22 protein-coding genes are annotated in these 24,163 nt (G+C 72.9%); 13 read left to right on the top strand and 9 right to left on the bottom strand.

The features are described 5' to 3' along the window. Positions 1-412 precede the first annotated feature (412 nt). Positions 413-829, bottom strand: a complete 417-nt coding sequence (locus IF19_RS0126500) for a hypothetical protein (protein ID WP_030115430.1) — start codon at positions 827-829, stop codon at positions 413-415. A gap of 294 nt (positions 830-1,123) precedes the next feature. On the opposite strand from IF19_RS0126500, the gene IF19_RS0126495 reads away from it, so the two are divergent. Then, positions 1,124-1,969 (top strand): MurR/RpiR family transcriptional regulator, encoded by an 846-nt coding sequence (locus IF19_RS0126495; protein WP_030277455.1) that lies wholly within the window; start codon positions 1,124-1,126, stop codon positions 1,967-1,969. 32 nt (positions 1,970-2,001) lie between these two features. Here IF19_RS0126495 and IF19_RS0126490 read toward each other — a convergent pair whose 3' ends face one another. The 5 genes from IF19_RS0126490 to IF19_RS0126470 all read right to left on the bottom strand — a co-directional run bounded on the left by IF19_RS0126490 (position 2,002) and on the right by IF19_RS0126470 (position 5,871). Then, positions 2,002-2,376, bottom strand: coding sequence for a hypothetical protein (locus tag IF19_RS0126490; protein ID WP_030115428.1), 375 nt, complete (start codon positions 2,374-2,376; stop codon positions 2,002-2,004). A 204-nt stretch (positions 2,377-2,580) separates the two neighbouring features. Then, positions 2,581-3,051, bottom strand: a complete 471-nt coding sequence (locus tag IF19_RS0126485; protein ID WP_030115427.1) for a roadblock/LC7 domain-containing protein — start codon at positions 3,049-3,051, stop codon at positions 2,581-2,583. Positions 3,052-3,089: 38 nt separating this feature from the next. Continuing rightward, on the bottom strand, positions 3,090-3,899 hold the full coding sequence (locus IF19_RS0126480) for a helix-turn-helix domain-containing protein (protein ID WP_030115426.1): 810 nt from the start codon (positions 3,897-3,899) through the stop codon (positions 3,090-3,092). Beyond that, positions 3,896-4,312: a hypothetical protein gene (locus IF19_RS0126475; RefSeq protein WP_030115425.1), complete on the bottom strand. Its 417-nt coding sequence runs from the start codon at positions 4,310-4,312 to the stop codon at positions 3,896-3,898. The genes IF19_RS0126480 and IF19_RS0126475 overlap by 4 nt, the downstream gene beginning before the upstream one ends. A gap of 158 nt (positions 4,313-4,470) precedes the next feature. Next, on the bottom strand, positions 4,471-5,871 hold the full coding sequence (locus IF19_RS0126470; protein WP_030277453.1) for an APC family permease: 1,401 nt from the start codon (positions 5,869-5,871) through the stop codon (positions 4,471-4,473). Between the two features lie 134 nt (positions 5,872-6,005). On the opposite strand from IF19_RS0126470, the gene hutU reads away from it, so the two are divergent. From hutU to hutI, 4 genes are all read left to right on the top strand, one after another. Beyond that, on the top strand, positions 6,006-7,664 hold the full coding sequence (hutU, locus tag IF19_RS0126465; protein ID WP_030115422.1) for a urocanate hydratase: 1,659 nt from the start codon (positions 6,006-6,008) through the stop codon (positions 7,662-7,664). A 239-nt stretch (positions 7,665-7,903) separates the two neighbouring features. Continuing rightward, a complete protein-coding gene (locus tag IF19_RS0126460; protein ID WP_032748251.1) occupies positions 7,904-9,157 on the top strand; it encodes an allantoate amidohydrolase in 1,254 nt (417 codons plus the stop codon). Next, a complete protein-coding gene (locus tag IF19_RS0126455; protein WP_030115420.1) occupies positions 9,148-10,515 on the top strand; it encodes a formimidoylglutamate deiminase in 1,368 nt (455 codons plus the stop codon). Before IF19_RS0126460 ends, IF19_RS0126455 begins: the two co-directional genes overlap by 10 nt. A 263-nt stretch (positions 10,516-10,778) precedes the next feature. Then, a complete protein-coding gene (gene hutI / locus IF19_RS0126450; protein ID WP_030115419.1) occupies positions 10,779-11,951 on the top strand; it encodes an imidazolonepropionase in 1,173 nt (390 codons plus the stop codon). Positions 11,952-12,111: 160 nt separating this feature from the next. On the opposite strand, the gene IF19_RS0126445 is transcribed toward hutI, so the two are convergent. Continuing rightward, on the bottom strand, positions 12,112-13,083 hold the full coding sequence (locus tag IF19_RS0126445) for an RNA polymerase sigma factor SigF (RefSeq protein ID WP_030121557.1): 972 nt from the start codon (positions 13,081-13,083) through the stop codon (positions 12,112-12,114). 284 nt (positions 13,084-13,367) lie between these two features. Here IF19_RS0126445 and IF19_RS0126440 point away from each other — a divergent pair, with 284 nt between their 5' ends. The 6 genes from IF19_RS0126440 to IF19_RS0126415 all read left to right on the top strand — a co-directional run bounded on the left by IF19_RS0126440 (position 13,368) and on the right by IF19_RS0126415 (position 19,167). After that, positions 13,368-13,736 (top strand): STAS domain-containing protein, encoded by a 369-nt coding sequence (locus IF19_RS0126440; RefSeq protein WP_030115416.1) that lies wholly within the window; start codon positions 13,368-13,370, stop codon positions 13,734-13,736. A 223-nt stretch (positions 13,737-13,959) separates the two neighbouring features. Further along, positions 13,960-14,451, top strand: a complete 492-nt coding sequence (locus IF19_RS0126435; RefSeq protein WP_030115415.1) for an ATP-binding protein — start codon at positions 13,960-13,962, stop codon at positions 14,449-14,451. A 212-nt stretch (positions 14,452-14,663) separates the two neighbouring features. Next, positions 14,664-15,383 carry a hypothetical protein gene (locus tag IF19_RS0126430; protein WP_030115414.1) on the top strand — a complete coding sequence of 240 codons (720 nt, stop codon included), beginning with the start codon at positions 14,664-14,666 and terminating at the stop codon, positions 15,381-15,383. A gap of 123 nt (positions 15,384-15,506) precedes the next feature. Beyond that, positions 15,507-16,607 (top strand): hypothetical protein, encoded by a 1,101-nt coding sequence (locus IF19_RS0126425; protein WP_234313244.1) that lies wholly within the window; start codon positions 15,507-15,509, stop codon positions 16,605-16,607. Then, the gene (locus IF19_RS0126420) at positions 16,604-17,728 is read left to right on the top strand and encodes a hypothetical protein (RefSeq protein WP_030115412.1); all 1,125 of its coding nucleotides are present in this window, start codon (positions 16,604-16,606) and stop codon (positions 17,726-17,728) included. The genes IF19_RS0126425 and IF19_RS0126420 overlap by 4 nt, the downstream gene beginning before the upstream one ends. A gap of 14 nt (positions 17,729-17,742) precedes the next feature. Continuing rightward, positions 17,743-19,167, top strand: coding sequence for a hypothetical protein (locus IF19_RS0126415; protein WP_030115411.1), 1,425 nt, complete (start codon positions 17,743-17,745; stop codon positions 19,165-19,167). Between the two features lie 191 nt (positions 19,168-19,358). Here IF19_RS0126415 and IF19_RS0126410 read toward each other — a convergent pair whose 3' ends face one another. Beyond that, on the bottom strand, positions 19,359-20,858 hold the full coding sequence (locus tag IF19_RS0126410; RefSeq protein WP_030115410.1) for a peptide MFS transporter: 1,500 nt from the start codon (positions 20,856-20,858) through the stop codon (positions 19,359-19,361). A gap of 492 nt (positions 20,859-21,350) precedes the next feature. On the opposite strand from IF19_RS0126410, the gene IF19_RS0126405 reads away from it, so the two are divergent. After that, positions 21,351-22,028 carry a response regulator transcription factor gene (locus IF19_RS0126405; RefSeq protein WP_030115409.1) on the top strand — a complete coding sequence of 226 codons (678 nt, stop codon included), beginning with the start codon at positions 21,351-21,353 and terminating at the stop codon, positions 22,026-22,028. Between the two features lie 58 nt (positions 22,029-22,086). Beyond that, positions 22,087-23,352, top strand: coding sequence for an ATP-binding protein (locus IF19_RS0126400; protein WP_030121561.1), 1,266 nt, complete (start codon positions 22,087-22,089; stop codon positions 23,350-23,352). Positions 23,353-23,552: 200 nt separating this feature from the next. Here the strand turns inward: IF19_RS0126400 and IF19_RS0126395 are convergent, their stop codons facing one another. Then, positions 23,553-24,074 carry a GtrA family protein gene (locus tag IF19_RS0126395; RefSeq protein WP_030115406.1) on the bottom strand — a complete coding sequence of 174 codons (522 nt, stop codon included), beginning with the start codon at positions 24,072-24,074 and terminating at the stop codon, positions 23,553-23,555. Positions 24,075-24,163: the final 89 nt, after the last annotated feature.

The following is a 24,163-nucleotide window of genomic DNA, read 5'->3' as shown; positions in this document are numbered from 1 at the left end:
GGTCCGGCGCCGGGCACCCGAGCGGTGGCCGGCGACCCGGCGACCGCGACCGGGCCGGTGCCCGACGGCCCGGTCGGACCTTTGAGGGCGGGGCTTCGCGAAACCGGTACGCGTGCGTCACGTCCGCGCAGCACCCGCTTAACACGGGACCGGCACAGTGGTGGGTGTCGGCAGGGGAGACCCGCCGGCACCCAGAACGGCGACACCGGACTACGGAGCGGCTCCCGGACCTCCACCGTCGCCCGGACGCGCGACACCGGCCCTGACCCGGACTCGCGTCCCTCGCGGGGATCGCCGTCGTCCCGCCCCCCGGGCGACCGGGGGTGCGGCGGTCCCCGCGACATACTCCGCCCTCTGCACGAGCATCAGCGCGGCGGGACCGCCCCCCCCGGGCCCGCCCGCGACGCCTGGCTCAGCCCTGCCATGCGGACCGCGCGCGCTCGTCCCGGCGGCGGAACAGGGCCCCGTTGCGCGCCGCCTGGAACGCGTTGACGCCGACGATGCCGAGCCAGGCCACGATCAGCCCTTCGAGATCGGCGTTGGCGACGCCTATCGCGGACAGCGGGACGGCCAGCACCAGCGAGACGATCCCGAGCCCGTGCCGCTCCCCGAATCCGCCCGGCCCCGACGGGAGCGGCGGCCGGGCGGTGGCGGTCTGCTGCTCGGCGAGCTGGCGGCGGACCCGTCGGTCGTGCGTCGCGTCGAGGCGCTGCTCGACCTTCTCCAGGAACGCGTCGATGAGCGCGGGCTCGTACTCCGCGCCGAGCTCGCTCCGCGCCTGGAGGGTCGCGGCGAGCTCCTTCTTGAGCTCCTGGTCACGGGTTTCCATACCGAAGACGGTACGGAGCCGGAACCCCGGCGGCAGTGGGGCTAGCCCCCGGATTCCTCGGGGGCTGACCCCCGGGGCCTCTCGCACCATCGGCCCGTGCTTCTCCGAAAAGGCACCCGAGGATATGGCGCCGGAGCTTCGGTCCGCCCCCCGTTCCGGTCGGCGCCCGGACCCGCCCGCACCGGAGCGCCCCTCCCGCTCCCGCCCCTGCATATGGACATACAGCGACCTACCTGGCTGAATGGAACGGTCGGGGCGCCGGTCGGGGCGCGATGGACTCAGCAAGGGGACACCATGAGCGGGAGCAGCCCCGCCGCGCGGTTGCAGCGGCTCTTCGAGGGGCACCGGCTCACGCCCACCCAGCGGCGCATCGCGCACTGCATGGTCCGCCGGGCGGCCGACGCGCCGTTTCTCTCCAGCGTCGAGCTGGCCGAGCTGGCCGGGGTCAGCCAGCCCTCCGTCACCCGCTTCGCCGTGGCGCTCGGCTTCGACGGCTATCCGGCGCTGCGCCGGCACCTGCGGGAGGTCGCGCCCGCCGGGACGGAGCCGGAGGAGGCGGGGGAGGCGTACAACGAGTACCAGCAGGCCGTCCGCGCCGAGATCGAGAACCTCCAGCACCTCTGCGACGTGCTCGCGGACCCCGCCCCCGTCGAGCGGGCCGGGCGGCTGCTCGCCGGTTCCCGGCCGCTCCCGGTGCTCGGGCTGCGCGCCGCCTCCTCGCAGGCCCGCGGCTTCGGCTACTTCGCCGCCAAGGTGCACCCCGACGTCCGGGTCCTCGACGAGGGCGGCAGCATGCTGGCCGACCGGATCGACTCCGCGCGCCGCGCCGGGGCCACCGCCCTGATGTGCTTCGCCCTGCCGCGCCATCCCAGGGAGACCGTGGACGCGCTCGCGTACGCCCGGAACCAGGGGCTGACCGTGGTGACCGTCGCGGACTCCGCCTTCGCACCCGTCGCCCACCACAGCGACCTGCTGCTCCCGGCGGCGATCGGCTCCGGGCTCTCCTTCGACACCGTCTGCGCGCCGATGCTGCTCGGCCGGGTGCTGCTGGAGGCGATGTGCGACGGACTGCCCGACGCCCAGGCGCGGTTGGAGGAGTTCGACGTACGGGCGGCGGCGCGCGGGCTCTTCGTGGAGTGAGCGCTCCCGGGCCCCGCGCCGCCCCGCACGTGTCAGACCTCCAGCTCGGCCTCGATCTTCTTCAGCTGGTGGCGGGCCATGGCCAGGTTCGCCCGGCTCGCGTCCAGCACCAGGTAGAGAAACAGGCCGTTGCTGCCACGGGTCTTGAGCAGCCGGATCAGGTGGTACTGGCTGTTGAGCGTGATCAGGATGTCCTCGATCTCCTCCTTGAGACCCAGGTGTTCCATGGTGCGGAGCTTGGCGCGGATCACGTCCGTGTTGCCGGCGGCGGCGACCTCCAGGTTGAAGTCCTTGCCGCCGCCGAGCGTGCCCAGGGCCATGCCGCTCGTGTAGTCGACGAGGGCGACACCCGTGGTGCCCTCGATCGAGCTCATCGCTTCCTTCAGAGACGCTTCGGTGTTCGCCATGGTGGCTCGTTTCCTTTCCCTGGCCGGTCGAGGTGACCGGGTCCGTTTCTGCACCGGCCGCTGTGCCGGTTCCGGTGCCGTTTTCCGTACGGGCTTCCGTGCTGGTTTCGGGGCGGGCGTGGGTGCGGGCTTCTGCGTGATGGCTGAGTCCCGGTGGGTGCGGTGGTACGGGGTGGGGGGAGTCGGGGGCCGTGCGCGGGCGCGTTACGTGGGGCGCTGCGGCAGGGCGCGGTTCGGTGTGCCGGTGGGGCGTGGGGGCAGGGCGCGGGCGGGCGCGGGGCGCTCCACGCGTGCCAGCGCGGCGTCGACGAGTTCGCCGATCCGGGCGCCGGAGCGGCGGCCCTCCAGATGGAGGCGGCCGACGTTGATGCGGTCCTCGGCCAGCAGGGTGAGGACGGCGGAGGAGCCGGCGGCGTAGGTGGCGATGTAGCCGCTGCCGCCGCGGACGAGCAGTTCGCGGAAGCCGCCCCGGCCGGCGGCGTCCGTCATCCGGATCGAGACGCCGAGCGCGGCGGCGGTGAGGGCGGCGACACCCTCGGCCTCGACGCCCGGGGTGTCGTGGGCCAGGACCAGGCCGTCGGTGGAGGCGGCGAGCGCCCCGGAGAGCAGCGGGACCCGGGCCCGTAACCGCTGGAGCTCGTCGAGGACATCACGCGCTTCGGCCTCGGGCACCATCAGCTGTCTCCTCCCGGCACGCTGTCTGAGCGCGCGTATCACAGGGCCTCCAATGCGTCTCGGAGCCGGCGCAGCAGGGCGATATCGGGGTCGGCCGTCACCTCGGGGAGCGTGATCCGGCCGGGGGCGGAAGCGGCGGGCAGGGGCTGGGCGCGGACCGCCTCCACCAGGCCGGCCGCCGCCAGCCGGCGCAGGTCGACCAGGACGTGGAAGGCCGAACGGCCCAGCTCCCGTGCGATGTCGGAGGCCGTACGGAACCCGTCGGCCAGCTCCAGGATCCGGCTCTGGCGGGCCGGCGCCGGGGCGTCGGAGCCGTACGCCGCCGTCCGCAGCAGCGGTGCGCCGTCGCACGCGGCGTCGGGCCAGATCCGGTCGAGGAACTCCCGCCGGCGCAGTGTCTCGCGCTCCACGGCGGCGACCGGCACGGGCCGCACCGGGCCGATCCAGTGCGCCACCCCGTAACGGAAGCGGGCGGGCGTCCCGGTCGGCGCGAGGGCGAAGAAGGCGGCGTCGTACAGCGCGCCCAGATGGCACAACTCCAGTGCTCCGCCCGGCACATGGCCGCTGTCCACGAGGTAGCGGCCGACCCGGCGGTGCGCCCCGGCCTGCGCCACGGCGTCCCACCAGCCCTCGTGCCGCAGGGTCCCGCCGGCGGTGAGCAGGACGTCGATGCCCGGGGTGGCGGGGCTCTCGGCGTGCACCACCTGGCCGTCGGCGAGGTAGAGGGTGCCGTGGTCGCGCATCAGAGCGCCGGTGGCCCGCTCGGCGGCGAGGCGCTGGAGCATCGGGGAGAGCACCGGGGCCCGGTCGGCGGCGGGGGCGTCTAGGCCGGCGGCTATCGCACTCATGCCAGCACCAGGCGTTCGGCCAGCTCGCCCAGGCGCATCCGGGCGAGCGCCAGGTTGCCCTCGGAGCGGTTCAGCCACAGGTGCAGGAAGACGCTGCTGTCGAAAGCGGTCTCGACGAAGCGGAGCATGTGGTACCCGTCATGGGTGGTGACGATGACGTCCTCGACGGGCGGGCCCGCCGCCTCCCCGGGCGGGCGGTCGCCCTCGGCGGGGGAGGAGAGGCGGGCGAAGGCCGGCTGTTCGGCGGCCATCCGGGCGACCTCCGCGGTCTCGGCCGCGGTCGCCTCGTGGTCGCCGTTGGGGGAGTCCCCGATGGTGCCGAGAGCGAGACCGCTCGTCCAGTCGACCACCGCGGCGCCCCGGGCACCGGGCAGCCTCATGACTTCGAGCAGGCACTCGTCGATTCCGGGCACGCGGTTTTCCCCTCCCGACGCGGCGTACGGCTGTGACGCAGAGGCTACGCATCGTGTGCGCGCCGTGAGGGGGTTCTGGCATTTTCCTTTGGTACATGCGCTCCAGGGTGTAAAGGAACGGCCGGAACCAGGCGCTCCGTACGGAGGCCGGAGTTCCGTCAGGACCCCTCGGCGCCGGGCCTCTCGCGGGCCGTCATGACCGCCTTGTTGACCGCCCACAGTCCGATGCCGATGAGCAGCAGGATCCCGGCGCGTACGTACACGTCGGCGCCCCGGTCGGCCAGCGGGCTCGCCAGGACCAGCGAGGTGAGCGCCCCGAGGACGGGCAGGGCCGTGGGCGTACGGAAGTGGTGGTGCTCCACCCGGTCCCTGCGCAGCACCAGGACGGCGATGTTGACCACGGCGAAGACGCACAGCAGCAGGAACGAGGTGGTGTCGCCGAGCCCCTCGATCTCGCCGGTGGAGACGAGCCCGATCGCCAGGACGGAGACGAAGACGATCCCGACCCAGGGGGTGCGGCGGACGGACAGCACCTTCCCCATCGCGGGCGGCAGGATGCGCTCGTTGGCCATGCCGTAGCAGAGCCGCGAGGCCATCATGATGTTGATCAGCGCCGAGTTGGTGACCGCGAACAGGGCGATCAGCGCGAACAGTTTCGGCGGAAAATCGACGCCCCCCGCCTTCACCACCTCCAGCAGCGGACCGCTGGATTCCGCCAGGGTGCGGGAGTCGACCAGAAGCGAGGAGACCAGGGCGACCAGGATGTAGATCGTGCCGGTGACGCCCACGCCGATGAAGATCGCGCGGGGGAAGTTGCGGGCCGGGTTCTTGGTCTCCTCCGCCATGTTGACCGAATCCTCGAAGCCCACGAAAGCGAAGAAGCCGAGCGCGGTCGCGCCGAGGACGCCGGTGATCAGCGCGTACCCGGTGCCGCCGGTCTCGATCTGGGTCAGCCGGGCCGGTTCGCCCTCGCCGCTGAACACGGCGTACGCGCCGATCGCCAGGATCACCGCGAGCCCGCTGACCTCGACCAGCGTCAGCACGACGTTCGCCTTCACCGACTCCGCGACCCCGCGCAGGTTGATCGCGGCCAGGGCGAGGACGAACAGGATCGCGATCAGGGTCGGCGGCACCGCGTCGGTGAACTCGCCCAGGTAGTCGCCGCTGAACGCCCGCGCCGCCGCGCTCGCCGAGGAGAGGCCCGAGCACATCACCATGAAGGCGACGACGAAGGTGAGGAAGGGGACCTTGAACGCCTTCTGGGTGTAGAGCGCGGCCCCGGCGGCCTTCGGGTACTTGCCGACGAGCTCGACGTACGAGGCCGCCGTCAGCAGGGCGACCGCGAAGCCGATCGCGAACGGCAGCCACAGCGCGCCGCCGACCTTTCCGGCCACGTCCCCGGTGGTGGCGTAGATGCCGGTGCCCAGGATGTCGCCGATGACGAACAGGATCAGCAGCTTGGGGCCCAGGGCCCGCTTGAGCGGCGGCGACCCGTCGGGCTTCTCGTGGCCCGCGTGGCTCTCGGGTCCCGTCGGTGCGGGTATGTCGGCAGTGCTCATGCGTGCCTCCGGATCGGCTGCCGGTCGCCAGGCTGAACCTGTTCCCCGCCACGGCGCGCACCGCACCTGTTGACTACGACTATTCAGCGCATCAGGATGTGAATAGTTTTTCACCGTCGCGAGGAGGCACCGCCATGTCAGGACCCCGCCCCGTACGGGCACCGCGCGGCAGCGCGCTGACCACCCTGGGATGGCAGCAGGAAGCCGCCCTGCGGATGCTGCAGAACAACCTCGACCCCGAGGTCGCGGAGCACCCCGACAAGCTCGTCGTCTACGGCGGCACCGGCAAGGCGGCCCGCGACTGGCGCTCGTTCGACGCGATGGTCCGCACGCTGCGGACGCTCAAGCAGGACGAGACGATGCTCGTTCAGTCGGGGCGGCCGGTCGGCGTCATGCAGACCCACGAGTGGGCGCCGCGCGTGCTCATCGCCAACTCCAACCTGGTCGGGGACTGGGCCAACTGGGAGGAGTTCCGCCGCCTGGAGGCGCTCGGACTCACCATGTACGGCCAGATGACCGCCGGTTCCTGGATCTACATCGGCACCCAGGGCATCCTCCAGGGCACCTACGAGACCTTCGCCGCCGTCGCCGCGAAGAAGTTCGGCGGGACCCTGGCCGGGACGATCACGCTGACCGCCGGGCTCGGCGGCATGGGCGGCGCCCAGCCGCTCGCCGTCACCATGAACGACGGCGTCGCCCTCGTCATCGACTGCGACCCGCGCGCCATCGAACGCCGCATCGAGCACCGCTACCTCGACGTGAAGGCCGACAGCCTGGAGCACGCCCTCCAACTCGCCGTCGAGGCCCGCGACGCCCGCCGCCCGCTCTCCATCGGCCTCCTGGGCAACGCGGCCGAACTGCTGCCCCGCATGCTGGCCGAGGGTGCGCCGATCGACATCGTCACCGACCAGACCAGCGCCCACGACCCGCTGGCCTACCTGCCGCTCGGCGTCGACTTCGACGACATGGCGACGCTCGCCGCCGAGAAGCCCGCCGACTTCACCCGTCGCGCCCGCGAGTCGATGGCCCGCCACGTCGAGGCCATGGTCGGCTTCATGGACGCCGGCGCCGAGGTCTTCGACTACGGCAACTCCATCCGCGGCGAGGCCCAACTCGCCGGATACGACCGGGCCTTCGACTTCCCCGGCTTCGTCCCCGCCTACATCCGCCCCCTCTTCTGCGAGGGCAAGGGCCCCTTCCGCTGGGCCGCGCTCTCCGGCGAGGCGTCCGACATCCACAAGACCGACAAGGCGATGCTGGAGCTCTTCCCGGAGAACGAGTCGCTGCACCGCTGGATCACCATGGCCGGCGAACGCGTCCACTTCCAGGGCCTGCCCGCCCGTATCTGCTGGCTCGGCTACGGAGAGCGCGACAAGGCCGGCGAGCGCTTCAACGACATGGTCGCGAGCGGCGAACTGGCCGCCCCGCTGGCCATCGGCCGCGACCACCTGGACTGCGGCTCGGTCGCCTCCCCGTACCGCGAGACCGAGGCCATGCTCGACGGCTCCGACGCCATCGCCGACTGGCCGCTGCTCAACGCCATGGTCAACGTCGCCTCCGGCGCCTCCTGGGTCTCCCTCCACCACGGCGGCGGCGTCGGCATGGGCCGGTCCATCCACGCGGGCCAGGTCACCGTCGCCGACGGCACGAAGCTCGCGGGCGAGAAGATCCGCCGCGTCCTGACCAACGACCCGGGCATGGGCGTCATCCGCCACGTCGACGCGGGCTACGACATCGCGGAGTCCGTCGCCGCCGACAAGGGCGTACGCGTGCCCATGACGGAGGGCGAGTGATGCCCACGGGCACGGCGGGGGAGACGCCCTCTGGCGCCTCGGGCCCGTGGGGGCAGACGCCCTCGGGTACAGCGGGGGAGACGCCCTCGGGTACAGCGGGGCTGACGCCCCCTGGCGCCTCGGGCCCCTGGGGGCAGACGCCCTCGGATACGGCGGGACAGGATCCGGCCGGTGCGGCCCGGCCCGGTCCGGCCGGTCCCGGTCGGCAGCCGTGGCGTGCCGGTGACTCCTTCCTCTCCATGTGGCGGGAGCTGGCCCCCATCGGCCGCCACCCCGGCAGCGGCGGCTACCGGCGCCACGCCTGGACGGCCGCCGACCTCGACTGCCGCGCCTGGTTCCGCGCCCAGGCCGAGGCGCGCGGGCTCGCGTACGAGACCGACCGCAACGGCAACCAGTGGGCCTGGCTCGGGGACCCGCTGGCCGGGGACGCCGTCGTCACCGGCTCGCACCTGGACTCCGTCCCCGACGGCGGCGCCTTCGACGGCCCGCTCGGCGTGGTGTCCTCCTTCGCCGCGCTCGACGAACTCCGCCGCAGGGGGGCGGAGTTCACCCGACCGCTGGCCGTCACCAACTTCGGTGACGAGGAGGGCGCCCGCTTCGGCCTGGCCTGCGTCGGGTCCCGGCTCGCCGCCGGACAGCTCACCGTCGCCGACGCCCACCGGCTGCGCGACGGGGACGGGACCACCCTGCCCGTGGCCATGGAGGCCGCCGGGTACGACCCCGCCGCCATCGGGCCCGACCCGGAACGGCTCGCCCGGATCGGCGCGTTCGTCGAACTCCACGTCGAGCAGGGCCGCGCCCTCGACCTGACCGGCGACCCCGTCGGCATCGCCTCGGCCATCTGGCCCCACGGCCGCTGGCGGTTCGACTTCCGGGGCGAGGCCAACCACGCGGGCACCACCCGCCTCGTGGACCGCCGCGACCCGATGCTCACGTACGCCGAGACCGTCCTGGCCGCCCGCCGCGAGGCCGAACTGACCGGCGCCCTCGCCACCTTCGGTAAGATCGCGGTCGAGCCCAACGGCGTCAACGCCATCCCCTCCCTCGTCCGCGGCTGGCTCGACTCCCGCGCCGCCGACCAGGCCACCCTGGACGCCCTGGTCACCGGAGTCGAGCGGGCCGCCCGGGAGTACGCCGAGCGGGCCGGGATCGACCTCGACGTGGTCCGCGAGTCGTTCACGCCCGTCGTCGAGTTCGAGCACGCCCTGCGCGACGAGATCGCCAAGATCCTCGAACGCGCCGGAGACCGGCGAGGCGCTGACGTCGGGCGGCCCGGCCAGCCGGGCCGCGACACCGGGAGGCCCGTGCCCGTCCTCGGCACCGGCGCGGGCCACGACGCGGGTATTTTGTCCGCCTCGGTCCCCACCGCCATGCTGTTCGTACGGAACCCCACCGGCATCTCGCACTCACCCGCCGAGCACGCCGCCGAGGACGACTGCACGGCCGGGGTGGAGGCACTCGCCGACGTACTGGAAGGTCTCGCGTGCAGCTGACACACCGGACGACGGGCGGACCCGTCACCGCCACCTACTGGGCGGACCACGCCTGGCTCGGCACCCATGTCGAGCCGGACGTCGCCCTGGAGGTCGCCGACGGCCGCATCGCGGGCGTCAGGACCGGCGTCGCGTCGCCGCCGCCCGGCGCGACCGTGCTGCGCGGCCTGACCCTCCCCGGCCTCGCCAACACCCACTCGCACGCCTTCCACCGGGCCCTGCGCGCCACCGTCCAGGTCGGCTCGGGCACCTTCTGGACCTGGCGCGAGCTGATGTACCGGACGGCCTCCCGGCTCACCCCGGACACCTACTTCGACCTCGCGCGCGCCACGTACGCCGAGATGGCCCTGGCCGGCATCACCTCCGTCGGCGAATTCCACTACCTCCACCACGCGCCCGGCGGCACCCCGTACACCCACCCCAACGCCATGGGGGAGGCGCTGATCGCGGCCGCCGCGGAGGCGGGCATCCGGATCACCCTGCTCGACACCGCCTATCTCGCCGCCGGCTTCGGCGAGCGGCCCAACCGGCACCAGCTGCGCTTCTCCGACACCACGGCCGAGGCATGGGCCGAGCGCGCCTCCCTCCTCAAGGGCGACGACCACACGCTGATCGGCGCCGCCATCCACTCCGTCCGGGCGGTCCCCGCGGACCAACTGGCCACCGTGGCGCGGTGGGCCGAGGAGCGCGGGGCCCCGCTCCACGTCCACCTCTCCGAGCAGCCGGCGGAGAACGACGCCTGCCGGGCCGCACACGGCCGCACCCCCACCCGGCTGCTGGCCGACCACGGGGTCCTCGGCCCGCGCACCACCGGCATCCACAACACGCACCTGACCGACGCGGACATCGCCCTGCTGGGCTCCTCGGCCACCGGCACCTGCATGTGCCCCACCACCGAACGCGACCTGGCCGACGGCATCGGGCCCGCCGCCGCCCTCCAGAAGGCTGGCTCGCCGCTTTCGCTGGGCAGCGACAGCCACGCCGTGATCGACCTCTTCGAAGAGGCGCGCGCGATGGAGCTCAACGAGCGGCTGCGCACCCACATCCGGGGCCACTGGACGGCCGCCGCCCTGATCCGGGCCGCCTCCGCCGACGGGCACGCCGCACTCGGCCGCCCCGACGCGGGCGTGCTGGAACCGGGCGCCCCCGCCGACCTGACCACCGTCGCCCTGGACTCGGTCAGAACAGCGGGACCGGTGCCCCGACTGGCAGCGGAGACCGCCGTATTCGCCGCCTCCGCCGCTGATGTGCGGCACACGGTTGTGGCGGGGCGGCACATCGTCCGGGACGGCCGTCACACGCGGGTGGAGGATGTGCCCCGGGCGCTCGCCGAAGCCGTCGCCGCCCTGCACGACTGAGCACGGAGACCCCCTGCCCCGTACGACCGGGCACGGAGACCCCCGGGCCTGCCCGACCGGGCTCGGAGACCTCCGGGCCTGTACGACCGGGCTCAGAGGCTCCCGGGCCTGCCCGGCCGGGCTCGGAGGCACCCTGCCCCGTACGACCGGGCTCGGAGGCCCACCGCACCGCCCCGGAGCCCCGGGAGGCTCTTGGGACTCCGGCTCCCCTGCCCCCGGCACGAGCCCCCTCGGACCCGCAACGCAAGGAGAACACTCTCCAGATGACGACCACCGCCGTCACCCACATCGCCAGCCTGGTCACCAATGACCCCTCCCTCGGCAACGGGACCCCCCTGGGCCTGATCCACGACGCGGCCGTCGTCATCGACGGCGACCGCATCGTCTGGACCGGTGAATCCAGCAAAGCACCCGCCACTGACAACGTCCTCGACGCGGCCGGCCGCGCGGTGATCCCGGGCTTCGTCGACTCCCACTCCCACCTGGTCTTCGCGGGCGACCGCACCGAGGAGTTCAACGCCCGCATGTCCGGGCAGCCCTACCGCGCGGGCGGCATCCGCACCACCGTCGCCGCCACCCGGGCCGCCTCCGACGACGACCTGTCCGCCAACGTCGCCCGCTACCTCGCCGAGGCCCTGCGCCAGGGCACCACCACCTTCGAGACCAAGTCCGGCTACGGCCTCACCGTCGAGGACGAGGCCCGTGCCCTGCGGATCGCGGGCCGCCACACCGACGAGGTCACCTACCTCGGCGCGCACATCGTCTCCCCCGACTACGCCGACGACCCCGCCGGCTACGTCGACCTGGTCACCGGCCCGATGCTGGACGCCTGCGCCCCGCACGCCCGCTGGATCGACGTCTTCTGCGAGCAGGGCGCCTTCGACGGCGACCAGGCGCGCGCCATCCTCACGGCGGGCCGCGCCAAGGGGCTGTACCCCCGCGTCCACGCCAACCAGTTGAGCTACGGGCCCGGAGTCCAGCTCGCCGTCGAACTCGACGCCGCCTCCGCCGACCACTGCACGCACCTCACCGACGCGGACGTCGACGCGCTCGCCCAGGGGAACACCGTGGCGACGCTGCTTCCGGGCGCGGAGTTCTCCACCCGCGCCGAATGGCCCGACGCCCGCCGCCTCCTCGACGCGGGGGCCACCGTCGCGCTCTCCACGGACTGCAACCCCGGTTCGTCGTTCACCTCGTCCGTCCCGTTCTGCATCGCCCTGGCCGTACGCGACATGGGGATGACCCCCGACGAGGCGGTCTGGGCGGCGACCGCCGGCGGAGCCGCCGCCCTGCGCCGCACCGACGTCGGCCGGATCACCCCCGGGGCCCGCGCCGACCTGGTCCTCCTCGACGCCCCGAGCCATGTCCACCTCGCCTACCGTCCGGGTGTCCCGCTGGTCGGCGCGGTGTGGCGGCGCGGTGAGCGGCTGGTGTGAGGCCCGGTCAGAAGGCGGCACGCAGGGGCCCCGGAGCGGGGGAACGGGCCCACCGGACCCTGGCGCCCCGCACGCGGAAGGACCCGCTCCCGGCGATCCGGGAGCGGGTCCTTCCGCGCTGTTCCGCTCGACCCGTGGGGCGGTGGGCCGGGCGGGGAGGTCACTCCTCCACGGTCAGGCCCTTGCGGAGCTTGGCGAGCGTCCGCGAGAGCAGCCGCGACACGTGCATCTGCGAGATGTTCAGCTCCTCGCCGATCTCCGACTGCGTCATGTTGCTGACGAAGCGGAGCGAGAGGATCATCCGGTCCCGCGCGGGCAGCGCGGCGATCAGCGGCTTGAGCGACTCGACGTACTCGATGCCTTCGAGGCCGTTGTCCTCGTAGCCGATGCGGTCCGCGAGCGCGCCCTCGCCCTCGTCGTCCTCGGGCTTGGCGTCCAGCGAGCTCGCGGTGTACGCGTTGCTCGCGGTCATGCCCTCGACGACCTCCTCCGGGGTGATGCCGAGCCGCTCGGACAGCTCCGCCACGGTGGGCGCGCGGTCCAGCTGCTGGGAGAGCTCGTCCCCGGCCTTCGCCAGGTCGAGCCGCAGCTCCTGGAGCCGGCGCGGTACGCGCACGGACCAGCTGGTGTCCCGGAAGAAGCGCTTGATCTCGCCGATGATCGTCGGCATCGCGAACGTGGGGAACTCCACACCGCGGCTCAGCTCGAACCGGTCGATCGCCTTGATCAGGCCGATGGTGCCGACCTGGACGATGTCCTCCATCGGCTCGCTGCGGGAGCGGAAGCGGGAGGCGGCGAACTTGACGAGCGCGAGGTTGAGCTCGACGAGGGTGTTGCGGACGTAGCTGTACTCGTGGGTGCCCTCGTCGAGGGTCTCCAGGCGCTCGAAGAGCGTCTTCGACAGCGCTCGGGCGTCCAGGGCGCCCACTTCGGCGTACGGCGGGATCTCGGGAAGTCCTTCGAGTCCTTCGAGCTCCTCGCCGGTCACACCGGAGAAGTCTGTGGTGGTGCTGGGGGTGCCGGTGCGCGGGCCGGGGACGGCGCTCGCGGCGGGGGAGTCGGAATTGGTCGGTCCCTGAGGACATGCCGACGACGCGTAGTGGGTACGCGCTCCGTCGAGCCGGGGTGACATGGTTCTCCTCCATCGTTCTCGGCATATGGCTGCCGATGCCCATACGTGTTCCTGCGGTGAAGCGGCGCCTCCGAAGCCGGCCGTGTTGTGGGTGTCCCTCTACCCATACCCGGTTCCGGCCAGTAGTGACAAGCGCCAATTACCGCCATATGTCCGGTTTGTGGAGGTCTCCGACTACCGCGGGACGAACGGAACGCGTACTGTTTCCCGAACGTCGGCGGCAACGACGCATTCAGCCGCACAGGCAGTGACGTGCACAGTGACGAAGGCGAAGAGGGACTGGCATGGACCGCGGGACGGTCGGCAGTGCGAACCGGGGTCGACTTCAGGTCGAGGCCCGGACTGAAGGGCGCAACGAGGTTGTGACGCCGGTGGGTGAGCTGGACCACCACACCGCGGATCTGTTGCGGGAGCCCCTGGAGAGTGCGGTCGAGCAGGGGCGTGCGCGCCTGGTGGTCGACTGCTCGCGGCTGGATTTCTGCGACTCCACCGGGCTGAACGTGCTGCTCGGCGCCCGCCTCAAGGCGGAGGCGGCCGGCGGCGAGGTGCACCTGGCCGGAATGCAGCCCGTCGTGGCGAGGGTGTTCGAGATCACCGGGGCGGAGGCGGTCTTCACCGTCCACGCCACGCTCGACGACGCCCTGGCCACCTGACCCGGCGCGGGCACACGGTCGCGGACGTCCCCGATACCGGGCGTGGTACGCGATATACCGGCGGTGGTACGCGATCGTGTGCTTCGAGTGGGTGTTGTTGCGACATGGCAGGGCAGGAGACACCCCGTCGGCGCCTCGCAGGGGCCCCGGCACATGCGGTAACTGATCATTATCCGTTCAAAGGCGACATGGCGACATGGCGAATCGGTGAGGTGAAGCGCTGATGAGCACCACCCGGCAGCATCCGCCGGGCGACCTCGGTCGTGAGCCGGACGAGGCGGCCTCGACGGCGCCCGATCCGGTCGATCGGCAGTGGCGCACGCTCTCGCTGGCGCAGGCGAGCGGCATCGTCCCGATGGCCCGTGACTTCGCCCGGCAGGCTCTGCACGACTGGGGCTGGCTCCCGGCGTCCAGCGCCGACCGCCGGGCCGCCGCAGAGGACGTCCTGCTGGTCGTCTCCGAGCTGGTGACCAACGCCTGCCTGCACGCCGAGGGGCCGGAGGAGCTGCGGATCGGCCACACCCCGAAGGCGCTGCGCGTGGAGGTCGTCGACCGGGGGGCCGGGCAGCCCGCGCCTCGTACGCCGCACCGCGCCGGACGGCCCGGAGGGCACGGCATGTTCATCGTGCAGCGGCTCTGTACCGACTGGGGCGTCCTGCGCTCCGAGGACGCCCCGGGCAAGACCGTCTGGGCGGAGCTCGCCGCTCCCGCCTAGAGCGTGCGGCGGCCTCGCCGCCCCTTTCCGTTCCGTACGCCGCCGTATGCGCGTGCGCGACACGCACTCCGAAGAGCGCGCCGATCCGGCGCGCTCTTCGTCTTCCCTCCGTCAGGCCCCCGGCGTACCTTGAGCGCCAATCTGATGCGCCGTCAGTCCTTCTCGCCCGTACGGGGCGTGGCGCGCGGCGTCCGGGATGAGGGGAGCACGAGGTGCCGAACCGTAAACGGACAACTCTCGCGCTGGCGGCCGCCCTGGCGGGCCCGGTCGTGGTGGTGGGCGCGCCCGCGGCGCACGCGGAGGTCGTGGACGTCAACTACCAGTGCGTGACGCCGATCGGGCCCAAGGGGGCGGTCTCGCCCATCGACATCAAGAGCGTGAGGAGCGGCGGCGGCCACAAGCTCACCATGTCCTTCCAGAAGGGCGTCTCCTCCAGCCCGGTCGAGCTGGGCAAGGGGGCGATGAACCCGAGCGCCGTGATCGAGGTGGGCGGCGCGGACAAGGGGAAGGTCCAGGTCTCCGGCCCGGCGAACACCGAGGCGATACCGGCCAACACGCCCATCAGGATCAGCGACCTCTCGGGGACCTACACCCCGAAGAAGAGCGGCAAGGTCACCTTCACCGCCGGGGTCCTGACCATCAAGGCCCTCGGTACGACGACCACCTGCACGCCCAGGAACAACCCGGGCCCGTCCCTCGAACTCGATGTCGTGGGGCCGGGCGGGCCGTCGGACGGCTCCACCGGCGACGGTTCCAAGGGCGGCGGCTCCACCGGCGGCACCTCGGGCGGCTCCTCGGCCGGTGGCGAGCTGCCCCGCACCGGTCCACTGGACTCGGCGGCGGCGCTCGGCACGCTCGGCGGCACCGTCCTGCTGACCGGAGCGGCCGGGGTCCTCTGGCTGACCCGGCGGGGACAGCGCCCCGCCGGCTGACCACGGTCCGCACGTCGGCACGGATCCGACGGACCGAACGGCCGGGAGACCCGCGAGGGCCGGAACGGTCCGCCGGGCCCGCACACGGCGGCACCGTCGCCGCCGGACGCAGAGGAGCCGCCCATGTCGCCACCCGCCCCACGCCCGAGCAGGACGCCGGACGACCCGCGCCCGCGCCGTACGCCGCCCACCGCACCACCCGGCAGGACGCCTCCCGGCAGGACGCCTCCCGTTCCGCGCCCGCGCCTGACGCCGTCCGTCCTCGCGGCCGTGCTCACGGCGGTGTTCGCCGCGCTGCTGCACGCCCTCACACCGTTCCCGGCTGCTGCCGACGCCGGTGCCGGTGCCGCCCCGGGCGGCGCTCCGGCCGACTGGGCGGCCCGCCCCGGTGGAGGCGCCGGCGACCGGGACGCCCGGCCGTACGTCTATCTGGAGGGCACCCCCGGCACGGCCCTCCAGGACCGGCTGACCGTGACCAACTCCGGGCGGGCCCCGCTGACCGTGCGGCTGCGGGGCGACGGCCGGGCCGGGGCGTGGGCGCGGTTCGCCGAGGACACGGTCACCGTCCCGCCCCGTACCCGCGCCGAGGTGCCGCTCGCCCTCACGGTGCCGCCCGCCGCGATGCCCGGCGACGCCTCCGGGGAACTGGTGGCGACGGGCCGGGGCGCGGAGGTCCGCGTACCGGTACGGGTCCGGATCGGCGGTCCGACGCTGGCGGCGCTGACCGTCGAGGACGTCGAGGTCGCCGGCGGCGCCATCCGGTACGCCCTGGTCAACCGGGGCAACGCGCTGCTGAGGCCCCGTCTGGCGGTCCGCGTGGAGGGCGTGTTCGGCACACTGCTGGACCGCCCGGAACGCCCCCTGCCGCTGGAGCTGGCCCCGGGCCGGCGGGTGGAGCGCACCGAGCCCTGGCCCGACGCCCCGGCCCTGGACGCCGTCACCGTACGGCTGCGGGTCGCGGCGGAGGGCGGCGCCCGGGACGAGGCCGAGGCGTCGGAGACGTACGTCCCGGTGGCCCCGGCGGCCGGTGGCGGGCTGCTGCTCGGCGGCCTGGCCGCGCTCGCCTCGCGCGCGTACCGGAAGCGGCGCACGGGACGCGGCGCGCCGCGGCCGCCCGAGCCGCCGGAACCCCCGGAGGCCGGGGCGCCGCCCGGGACCGGGGCTTCGCACCGGGGCCCGGACCCCGACCACCGACCCCTCGCACAGGCGGGAGCACGACCGTGACGCGACGGACCGGACCCGAGACCCTCCGGCGCGCCGCGTCGCCCGCCCGCCTCCTGACCCTGGCCGTCCTGCCGGCGCTCCTGGCGGCCCTCTTCCTGTCCGTCCTGGCCGTGCCCGGCGCACGGGCGGCAAAGAGCGCCCCCACGGTGAGCCTCTCCAAGAAGGAGGCGGGCAAGGGCGGCGAGATCACCGTGAGCGGGAAGGGCTGGCGGGGCGAGGCGCTGCTGATGCTGCTGATCTGCGGGCAGGCCACCCCGGAACGGGGCGTGATCGGCGGCACCAACTCCTGCGCCAACGGAGCCGGCCGCGCCGTCACGACCGACGAGAAGGGCGCGTTCAGCAAGAAACTGCCGGTCGCCGAACCGCCGGAACCGTGCCCCTGCGTGGTGCACGTGGCCACGGTCACCGGCGAACAGGCGTCGGCCGACGCGGCGTTCACGGTGGCCGGCCACCCCACGGCGGAGCTGCCGCGCCGGACCGGCGGCGGGAAGCTCGCGGTGCTGGCCGCCACCCGGCTGGAGGGCGACAGCTCGCTCCTCACGTGGTTCGGGGCCCCGCCCGCCCGCCGCCTCGTCTTCACCGTCGGCAACCTCGGGCCCGCCCCCGTCGAGGACCCCGTGTTCGAGATCGGCACCGCGCACGGCGTCTACGCGCCGCAGTGGGAGGAACGCCAGTGGCGCGGCACGGTCGCGCCCGGCGCGCGCGCCCGGATCGCGCTGCCGGTCGAACTGTCGGCGGGCGCGCACGGCGACTACCAGATCTCCCTGCGGTACGGGAAGAAGGTGCTGGCCGAACAGCCCTGGGGGGTCGGCCGCCCGTGGGGCGTCACGCTCTTCTGGGTCCTGCTCTGCCTGGTCGTGCCCGCCGCCGTCTTCCGTATCGGCATGGCGGTCGTGGACAGAATCCGGCCCCGCACCGGCGGCGCGCACCGTACCGCCAACGCGCGTCCCGGTTCGGCCGTGAGCAAGGGCCTGCCCCGGCGCACCATCCCCGTCGCGAGGACCGCGAGATCCGCCGCGGCCGGCGACGCCGACGCCACCACGGCCGTGCTGCCGTGGTTCACCCCGGACTCCGCACCGTCCGAGAACCGACCCCGACCCACGACGAAGGGACAAGCGTGAGAACGCAACGGAGGATGAGCGCGGCCGGAGTCGCGCTGATGCTCGGCGGCGCGGGCATCCTGATGGCCGCGAGCCCCGCACAGGCCGCCGAGGTCAGTTATGCGACGGAGTGCGTCCCGCCGCCGATCTCGGGGCTGCCCGCGGTGCAGGGCACCACGAAGGTGCGGCTGACCGCGCCGGCCGAGGCGAAGGTGGGCGACGAGGTCGAGATCGTCTGGAAGACGGTCGAGGCCGCGTCCAAGAACCCGGACGTGCTGAATCTGGGCGCGGACACGGTCAAGCCGACCGGGACCCTCACCCTGGGCGGCGCGGCGAGCGGCGAACTGAAGCTGGAGGGACCCCGCCAGAACCCGCCGATCCCCAAGAACAGCCCCATGGTGCTGTCCGACATGAAGGCCAAGCTGAAGCTGGAGACCGCCGGGGAGGTCACGCTGACGCCGGGCGCGTACACCATCAACGTGTCCAAGCCGATCTCCACGGACACCAAGTGCAAGCCCACGGCGCAGGTACAGCCGGGCGCCACGATCAAGGTCACGGAGGCCGGCGGAACCACGGGCGGCACGACCGCCGGAGGCACGGACACGGGCGGCACGACGACCAACGGAGGGACGACGACCAACGGAGGCACCACGACCAACGGAGGCACGACGAACGGTGGCACGGACACCGGCGGTACGACGACCGACGGAGGCACGACCACCGGCGGGACGGACGCGGGCGGAACCACCACCGGCGGGGGTGACTCCGGAGGCTCCGGCGGTGACTCCGGCGGCAACGGCGGCCCGACCGACTTCCCCGGCAAGGAGGTCTCCGTCGCCTACGCGTGCAAGACCCCGATCGGCGACAAGAACGCCACCTCGCCCGTCCGGATCAGCGCGAAGAAGAGCGGTGGCGCTTACGGCCTGACGGTGGAGTTCAGCAAGTCCGTGATGGACAGCCCGATCGACATCCCGGCCGGCCAGGTCAAGCCGTCCATGGACGTCAAGCTCGGCGGGGCGGACAAGGGCACGGTGAAGGTGGAGGGGCCGGTGAACAAGGACGTCATCAAGACCGGCGCCCCGATCGAGATCCCCGACCTCACCGGTACGTACAAGCCCGGCGCGAGCGGGAAGTCCACCCTCAGCCCCGGCGTCCTGACGGTGATGGCCGCCGGGACGACGACCACCTGCACCCCGCCCGCCGGTGTGGCCGTCTCCCTGGAGCTCGACACCTCCGCCCAGCCGGGCGGCGCGTCCGGCGGCGGGAGCGGCGGCGCGGCGGGCTCCGGGGGAGCGGCGGCGAGCGGCGGCGGCACGGACTCCGGCGGCGATCTGGCGGCCACCGGGGCCGAGGACGACGGCGCGCTGCGGGCGCTCGGGCTGGTCGCCGGCACGGCGATCCTGCTGGGCGGCGCGGTCTTCACCTTCACCCCGTGGCGGAAGCTGCGCGAGACCCGCTGACCCGGACCCCGCTGACCCGCACCCCGCCGAGCGGACCCCGCCGAGCGGGACACGGCGGCGGGCGGCCGGCGGCGGGCGTGCGGCGGCCGACGGGCACCGGGGGAGGAACGAGAACGACGGCGGGTCCGCACCGACCTCGTGCGGACCCGCCGTCGTCCGCCCCGTACGGTGCGGGGCGGTGATGTCCTGCGCTACTTCACGTCGCCCATGAGGGCGCGGATCTTGCGGCCCGCCACCATGAAGGCGATGCCCGCGGCGACGGCCACGACCGCCTGGAGCGTGTAGTACGCGGCGTCGCCCAGCGGGGCGTTCAGCTTGGTGGTCCAGCCGTTCAGGGCGTTGCCCGTCGAGGTGGCCAGAAACCACAGACCCATGATCTGGCCCACGAACATCTTCGGCGCCAGCTTCGTGGAGAGCGACAGGCCGACCGGGGAGAGGCACATCTCGCCCATGGTCTGCGCCAGGTAGACCGCGAGCAGCCAGAAGACGGTGACCTTGCCGGTGTCGCTGCTGGCCGCGGCGGCGCCCGCCAGGCCCATGATGCCGAAGGAGCCGCCGATGAGGAGCATCGCCAGGGCGAACTTCATCGGGGTGCTGGGCTCACGGTTGCGGGTGGCCAGCTTGACCCAGAGCGTGGCGAAGATCGGCGCCAGGATGATGACCAGGGCCGGGTTGACCGACTGGAACCACGAGGCCGGGAACTCCCAGCCGCCGATGAAGCGGTCCGTCTTGCCGTCCGCGAAGATCGTCAGCAGCGAACCGGACTGGTCGTAGATCATCCAGAAGAGGACGGCGGTGATGAAGAACCACACGTACGCCTTGATCTTCGGCCGGTCCTCCGCGGTCAGCGCCGGGTCCCGGAAGATCGTGAAGAAGTAGACGGCCGGCACCACGACGCCCAGCACGGCCAGGACGTTGACGATGTGCTCGATGTCGTACGTGCCCAGCGCCAGGTCGATCAGGAGCGCGGCGACGGCGATGCCGGCCCACAGCGCCACCTTGCGCAGCGTGCTGCGGCGCTCCTCGGGGGAGATGGGCTTGGCGGGCAGCTTGCCGACCTCGCCGAGGTGCTTGGAGCCCAGCGCGTACTGGATCACCGCGAAGGTCATGCCGACACCGGCGACACCGAAGCCGAGGTGCCAGTTGACGTGCTCGCCGAGGTAGCCGACCAGCAGCGGGGCGGCGAAGCCACCGATGTTGATCGCCATGTAGAAGAGCGTGAAGCCGGCGTCGCGGCGGGCGCTGGGCTGGCCCTCGTAGAGGGCGCCCACCATGGCCGAGATGTTCGGCTTCAGCAGACCCGTACCGGTCGCGATCAGGGCGAGACCGACGAAGAAGGCGATGTCGCTCGGCAGGGCCAGGGTGAAGTGGCCCAGCGCGATGACGATCCCGCCGACGAGAACGGCCTTGCGGGCGCCCCAGAGGCGGTCGGCGACCCAGCCGCCGGGCATCGCGGCCATGTAGACGACGGCGTTGTAGACACCGTAGATGGAGGCGGCGAGCGCCTCACGGCCCTCCAGGGGGCCGTCGAGCACGGCGGCCACCAGGTACAGGGTGAGGATGGCGCGCATCCCGTACCAGGAGAAGCGTTCCCACATCTCCGTCATGAACAGGGTGGCCATACCGCGCGGGTGGCCGAAGAAGGTCTTCTCGCCGGGGCCGGGCGAATCCTTCGTCAGGCTGGACGCCATGATCGATCCTTGCTGGTCGGGACGCGCCGCCTCGTGAGCGGTACGCGCCCGGTGGGGGGCAGCCGGCACCGGCGCGGCCGAACCCCGTCCCTCACGCCTGAGGGGGACGTGCTCCGCGCGGCCGGGCTCCTGGACGGAGGGGCGGCGGCGGAGCGGGGAAGAACCGCGTCGGGATCCACGCCCGGTACGCGTCCTCGCGCTCCGGGCCCGGCTCACAGGTCATTCACTCGGAAAGGCCGGCGGGAACCGGCCCCGCACACAAAAGAGACCTTTGGCGCTCATGGCTGCCCAAAGGTCCTTGAGTAGTGCAACAGGCGTCGGGACACCATACGACACGACACGGCCGGATATGGAAGGACTTGAGAGATGGATCACAGGTCCTCGTGGAACCACACTCCCATATTCAAAGGTCTACGTCGCCTTTGCGAGCCTGACCCGCAGGTCGCGTCCCGGGCCTCACGTGCGGCTCCCCGTCCGGACTACCATCAGTCCATGACCCGTGTTTTGCTCGCCGAGGACGACGCGTCCATCTCGGAGCCCCTGGCCCGCGCCCTGCGCCGGGAGGGTTACGAGGTCGAGGTCCGCCAGGACGGTCCTTCCGCGCTCGACGCCGGACTCCAGGGCGGCATCGACCTGGTCGTCCTCGACCTGGGGCTGCCCGGGATGGACGGGCTGGAAGTCGCCCGCAGGCTCCGCGCCGACGGCCACACCATCCCGATCCTGGTGCTGACGGCCCGCGCCGACGAGGTCGACACGGTCGTCGGCCTCGACGCGGGCGCCGACGACTACGTCACCAAGCCGTTCCGCCTCGCCGAACTGCTGGCCCGCGTCCGCGCCCTGCTGCGCCGCGGCGCCTCCGAGCCCGTCGCCCAGCCCGCCACCCACGGGGTGCGGATCGACGTCGAGTCGCACCGGGCCTGGATGGGCGAGGAGGAACTCCAGCTCACCGCCAAGGAGTTCGACCTGCTGCGGGTCCTGGTCCGGGACGCCGGCCGGGTCGTCACCCGCGACCAGTTGATGCGCGAGGTCTGGGACACCACCTGGTGGTCCTCCACCAAGACACTGGACATGCACATCTCCTGGCTCCGCAAGAAGCTCGGCGACGACGCGGCCAATCCCCGCTACATCGCCACCGTCCGGGGCGTCGGCTTCCGGTTCGAGAAGAGCTGACGTACGAAGCTCCCATGTGCCCTGAGAACCGTTCCGGCGGCCCCCCGAGGCGGCGGACATGCGCCGCCGCCTGATCAACTCCACGCTCGCCGTGGTGCTCGTCGTCATCGCCGTCTTCGGCGTCTCGCTGGTGATCGTGGAGACCCGCACCATCAGCGCCAGCGCCCAGGAGAGCGTGGAGTCCGAGGCGCTGCGGCTGATCAGCGTGGTCGACAGCCGGCTGCTGGGGGAGGAGCGGATCAACCCCGGGGTGCTGGCCGAACAGATCGACCCCAAGCGCTACGCCCTGGTCGAGATCCCCGGCCGGGAGCCCATCGCCGTCGGCGAGCGTCCCTCCGGAAGCGTCCTGCGCGCCATCGAGACGGGCGAGCGGGGCGAGACGGTCACCGTCGAGGAGTCCCGTACGGCCGTCACCCGCGAGGTCGGGCGCACGCTTCTGATCATCGGCGCGGTGGCGCTGCTGGCGATCGTCTCGGCGGTGCTCCTCGCCGTACGCCAGGCCAACCGGCTGACCTCCCCGCTCACCGACCTCGCCGAGACCGCCGAACGCCTCGGCTCCGGTGATCCCCGCCCCCGCCACAAGCGGTACGGGGTGCCCGAGCTGGACCGGGTCGCCGACGTCCTCGACTCCTCCGCCGAGCGGATCGCCCGGATGCTGACCGCCGAACGCCGGCTGGCCGCGGACGCCTCGCACCAGCTGCGGACCCCGCTGACCGCTCTCTCGATGCGGATCGAGGAGATCTCCGTCACCGACGACCCGGACACGGTGAAGGAGGAGGCGAACATCGCCCTGACCCAGGTCGAGCGCCTCACCGACGTCGTCGAACGGCTGCTGACGAACTCCCGCGACCCGCGCACCGGCTCCGCCGTCGTCTTCGACCTCGACGAGATCGTCAAACAGCAGATCGAGGAGTGGCGCCCGGCCTACCGCAGTGCGGGCCGCGCCCTGGTCTGCTCCGGCAAGCACGGGCTGCGGGCCGTCGGCACCCCGGGGGCGGTCGCCCAGGTCCTGGCGGCGCTGATCGAGAACTCCCTCATGCACGGCGGCGGCACCGTCGCCCTGCGCACCCGGGTCACCGGGAACCAGGTCGTCATCGAGGTCACCGACGAGGGCCCCGGCGTCCCCGCCGAACTGGGGGCCCGAATCTTCGAGCGGACCATCAGCGGCCGCAACTCCACCGGCATCGGCCTGGCGGTCGCCCGCGACCTCGCCGAGGCGGACGGCGGCCGGCTGGAACTGCTCCAGCAGCACCCGGCGGTCTTCGCGCTCTTCCTCAGCCGGACCCCGATGGACCGGGAGACCCCTGAGCGCCCGGTGCGCTGAACAACGAAGAAGGAACGGGCCCGGTTCCGCACAGGGGGCGGCGTCTCACTTCCGTACGCGGGCGAGAACTCCGTACGCGCGCGACGACCCGACCCGGTACGGCGACGGCTTCGACCCGACCCGGTAGGGCGACGGCTCCGACCCCGCCCGGTACGGCGACGGGCCCGGCGCCCGTGCCCCGCCCGGGCCCGGGAGCGCGCTCAGTTCCGTACCGGGTCCGGGGTCACTCGCTCCTCGGCCGGTCGGCGCTGCTCCAGAAACCGTTCCGCGTTCAGCACGGCCTCCTTGGCGGGCAGGGTCTTGAAGACCCAGGTCCGGTAGGACCAGAAGCGGAACAGGGTGGCGATCCCGATGCCGACGATCTTGAAGACGTTGCTCTGGACCGGGGTGTTCCATCCGAACCCGTACGTCGCCAGGTAGAGCACGCCCGTCTCGATCACCGCGCCCGCCGCGCTGAACAGCAGGAAGAGGGCCAGTTCACGGGTGCGACCGGTCTTGTCGCGGTCCCGGTAGGTCCAGTAGCGGAAGCCCACGTAGTTGAAGAGGATCGCGACGAACGTCGCCAGCACGCTCGCCCGGACGACCTGGAGGTCCGTCGTGTGCCGGACCAGGTTGAAGACCGCGATGTTGACCAGCAGGCCGAAAGCGCCGACCGCGCCGAACTTGGCGACCTCCCGGCCCAGGGCTTCAAGCCGGGTCCGCAGTGCGCCCCGTTCGCTCATGGTGATCGCTGGCCCCGTCCGTTGGAAGGCGTCTCCGTGGTGTCGACGCAACCACGTCAACTCCGCCATGCTAACCAGCCCTCCCGTGT

The organism is Streptomyces californicus (genome assembly GCF_000717645.1).
Taxonomy (GTDB): domain Bacteria; phylum Actinomycetota; class Actinomycetes; order Streptomycetales; family Streptomycetaceae; genus Streptomyces; species Streptomyces californicus.
The sequence above is the reverse complement of the archived record's forward strand: the minus strand, read 5'-3'. Positions and strand labels throughout refer to the sequence as shown.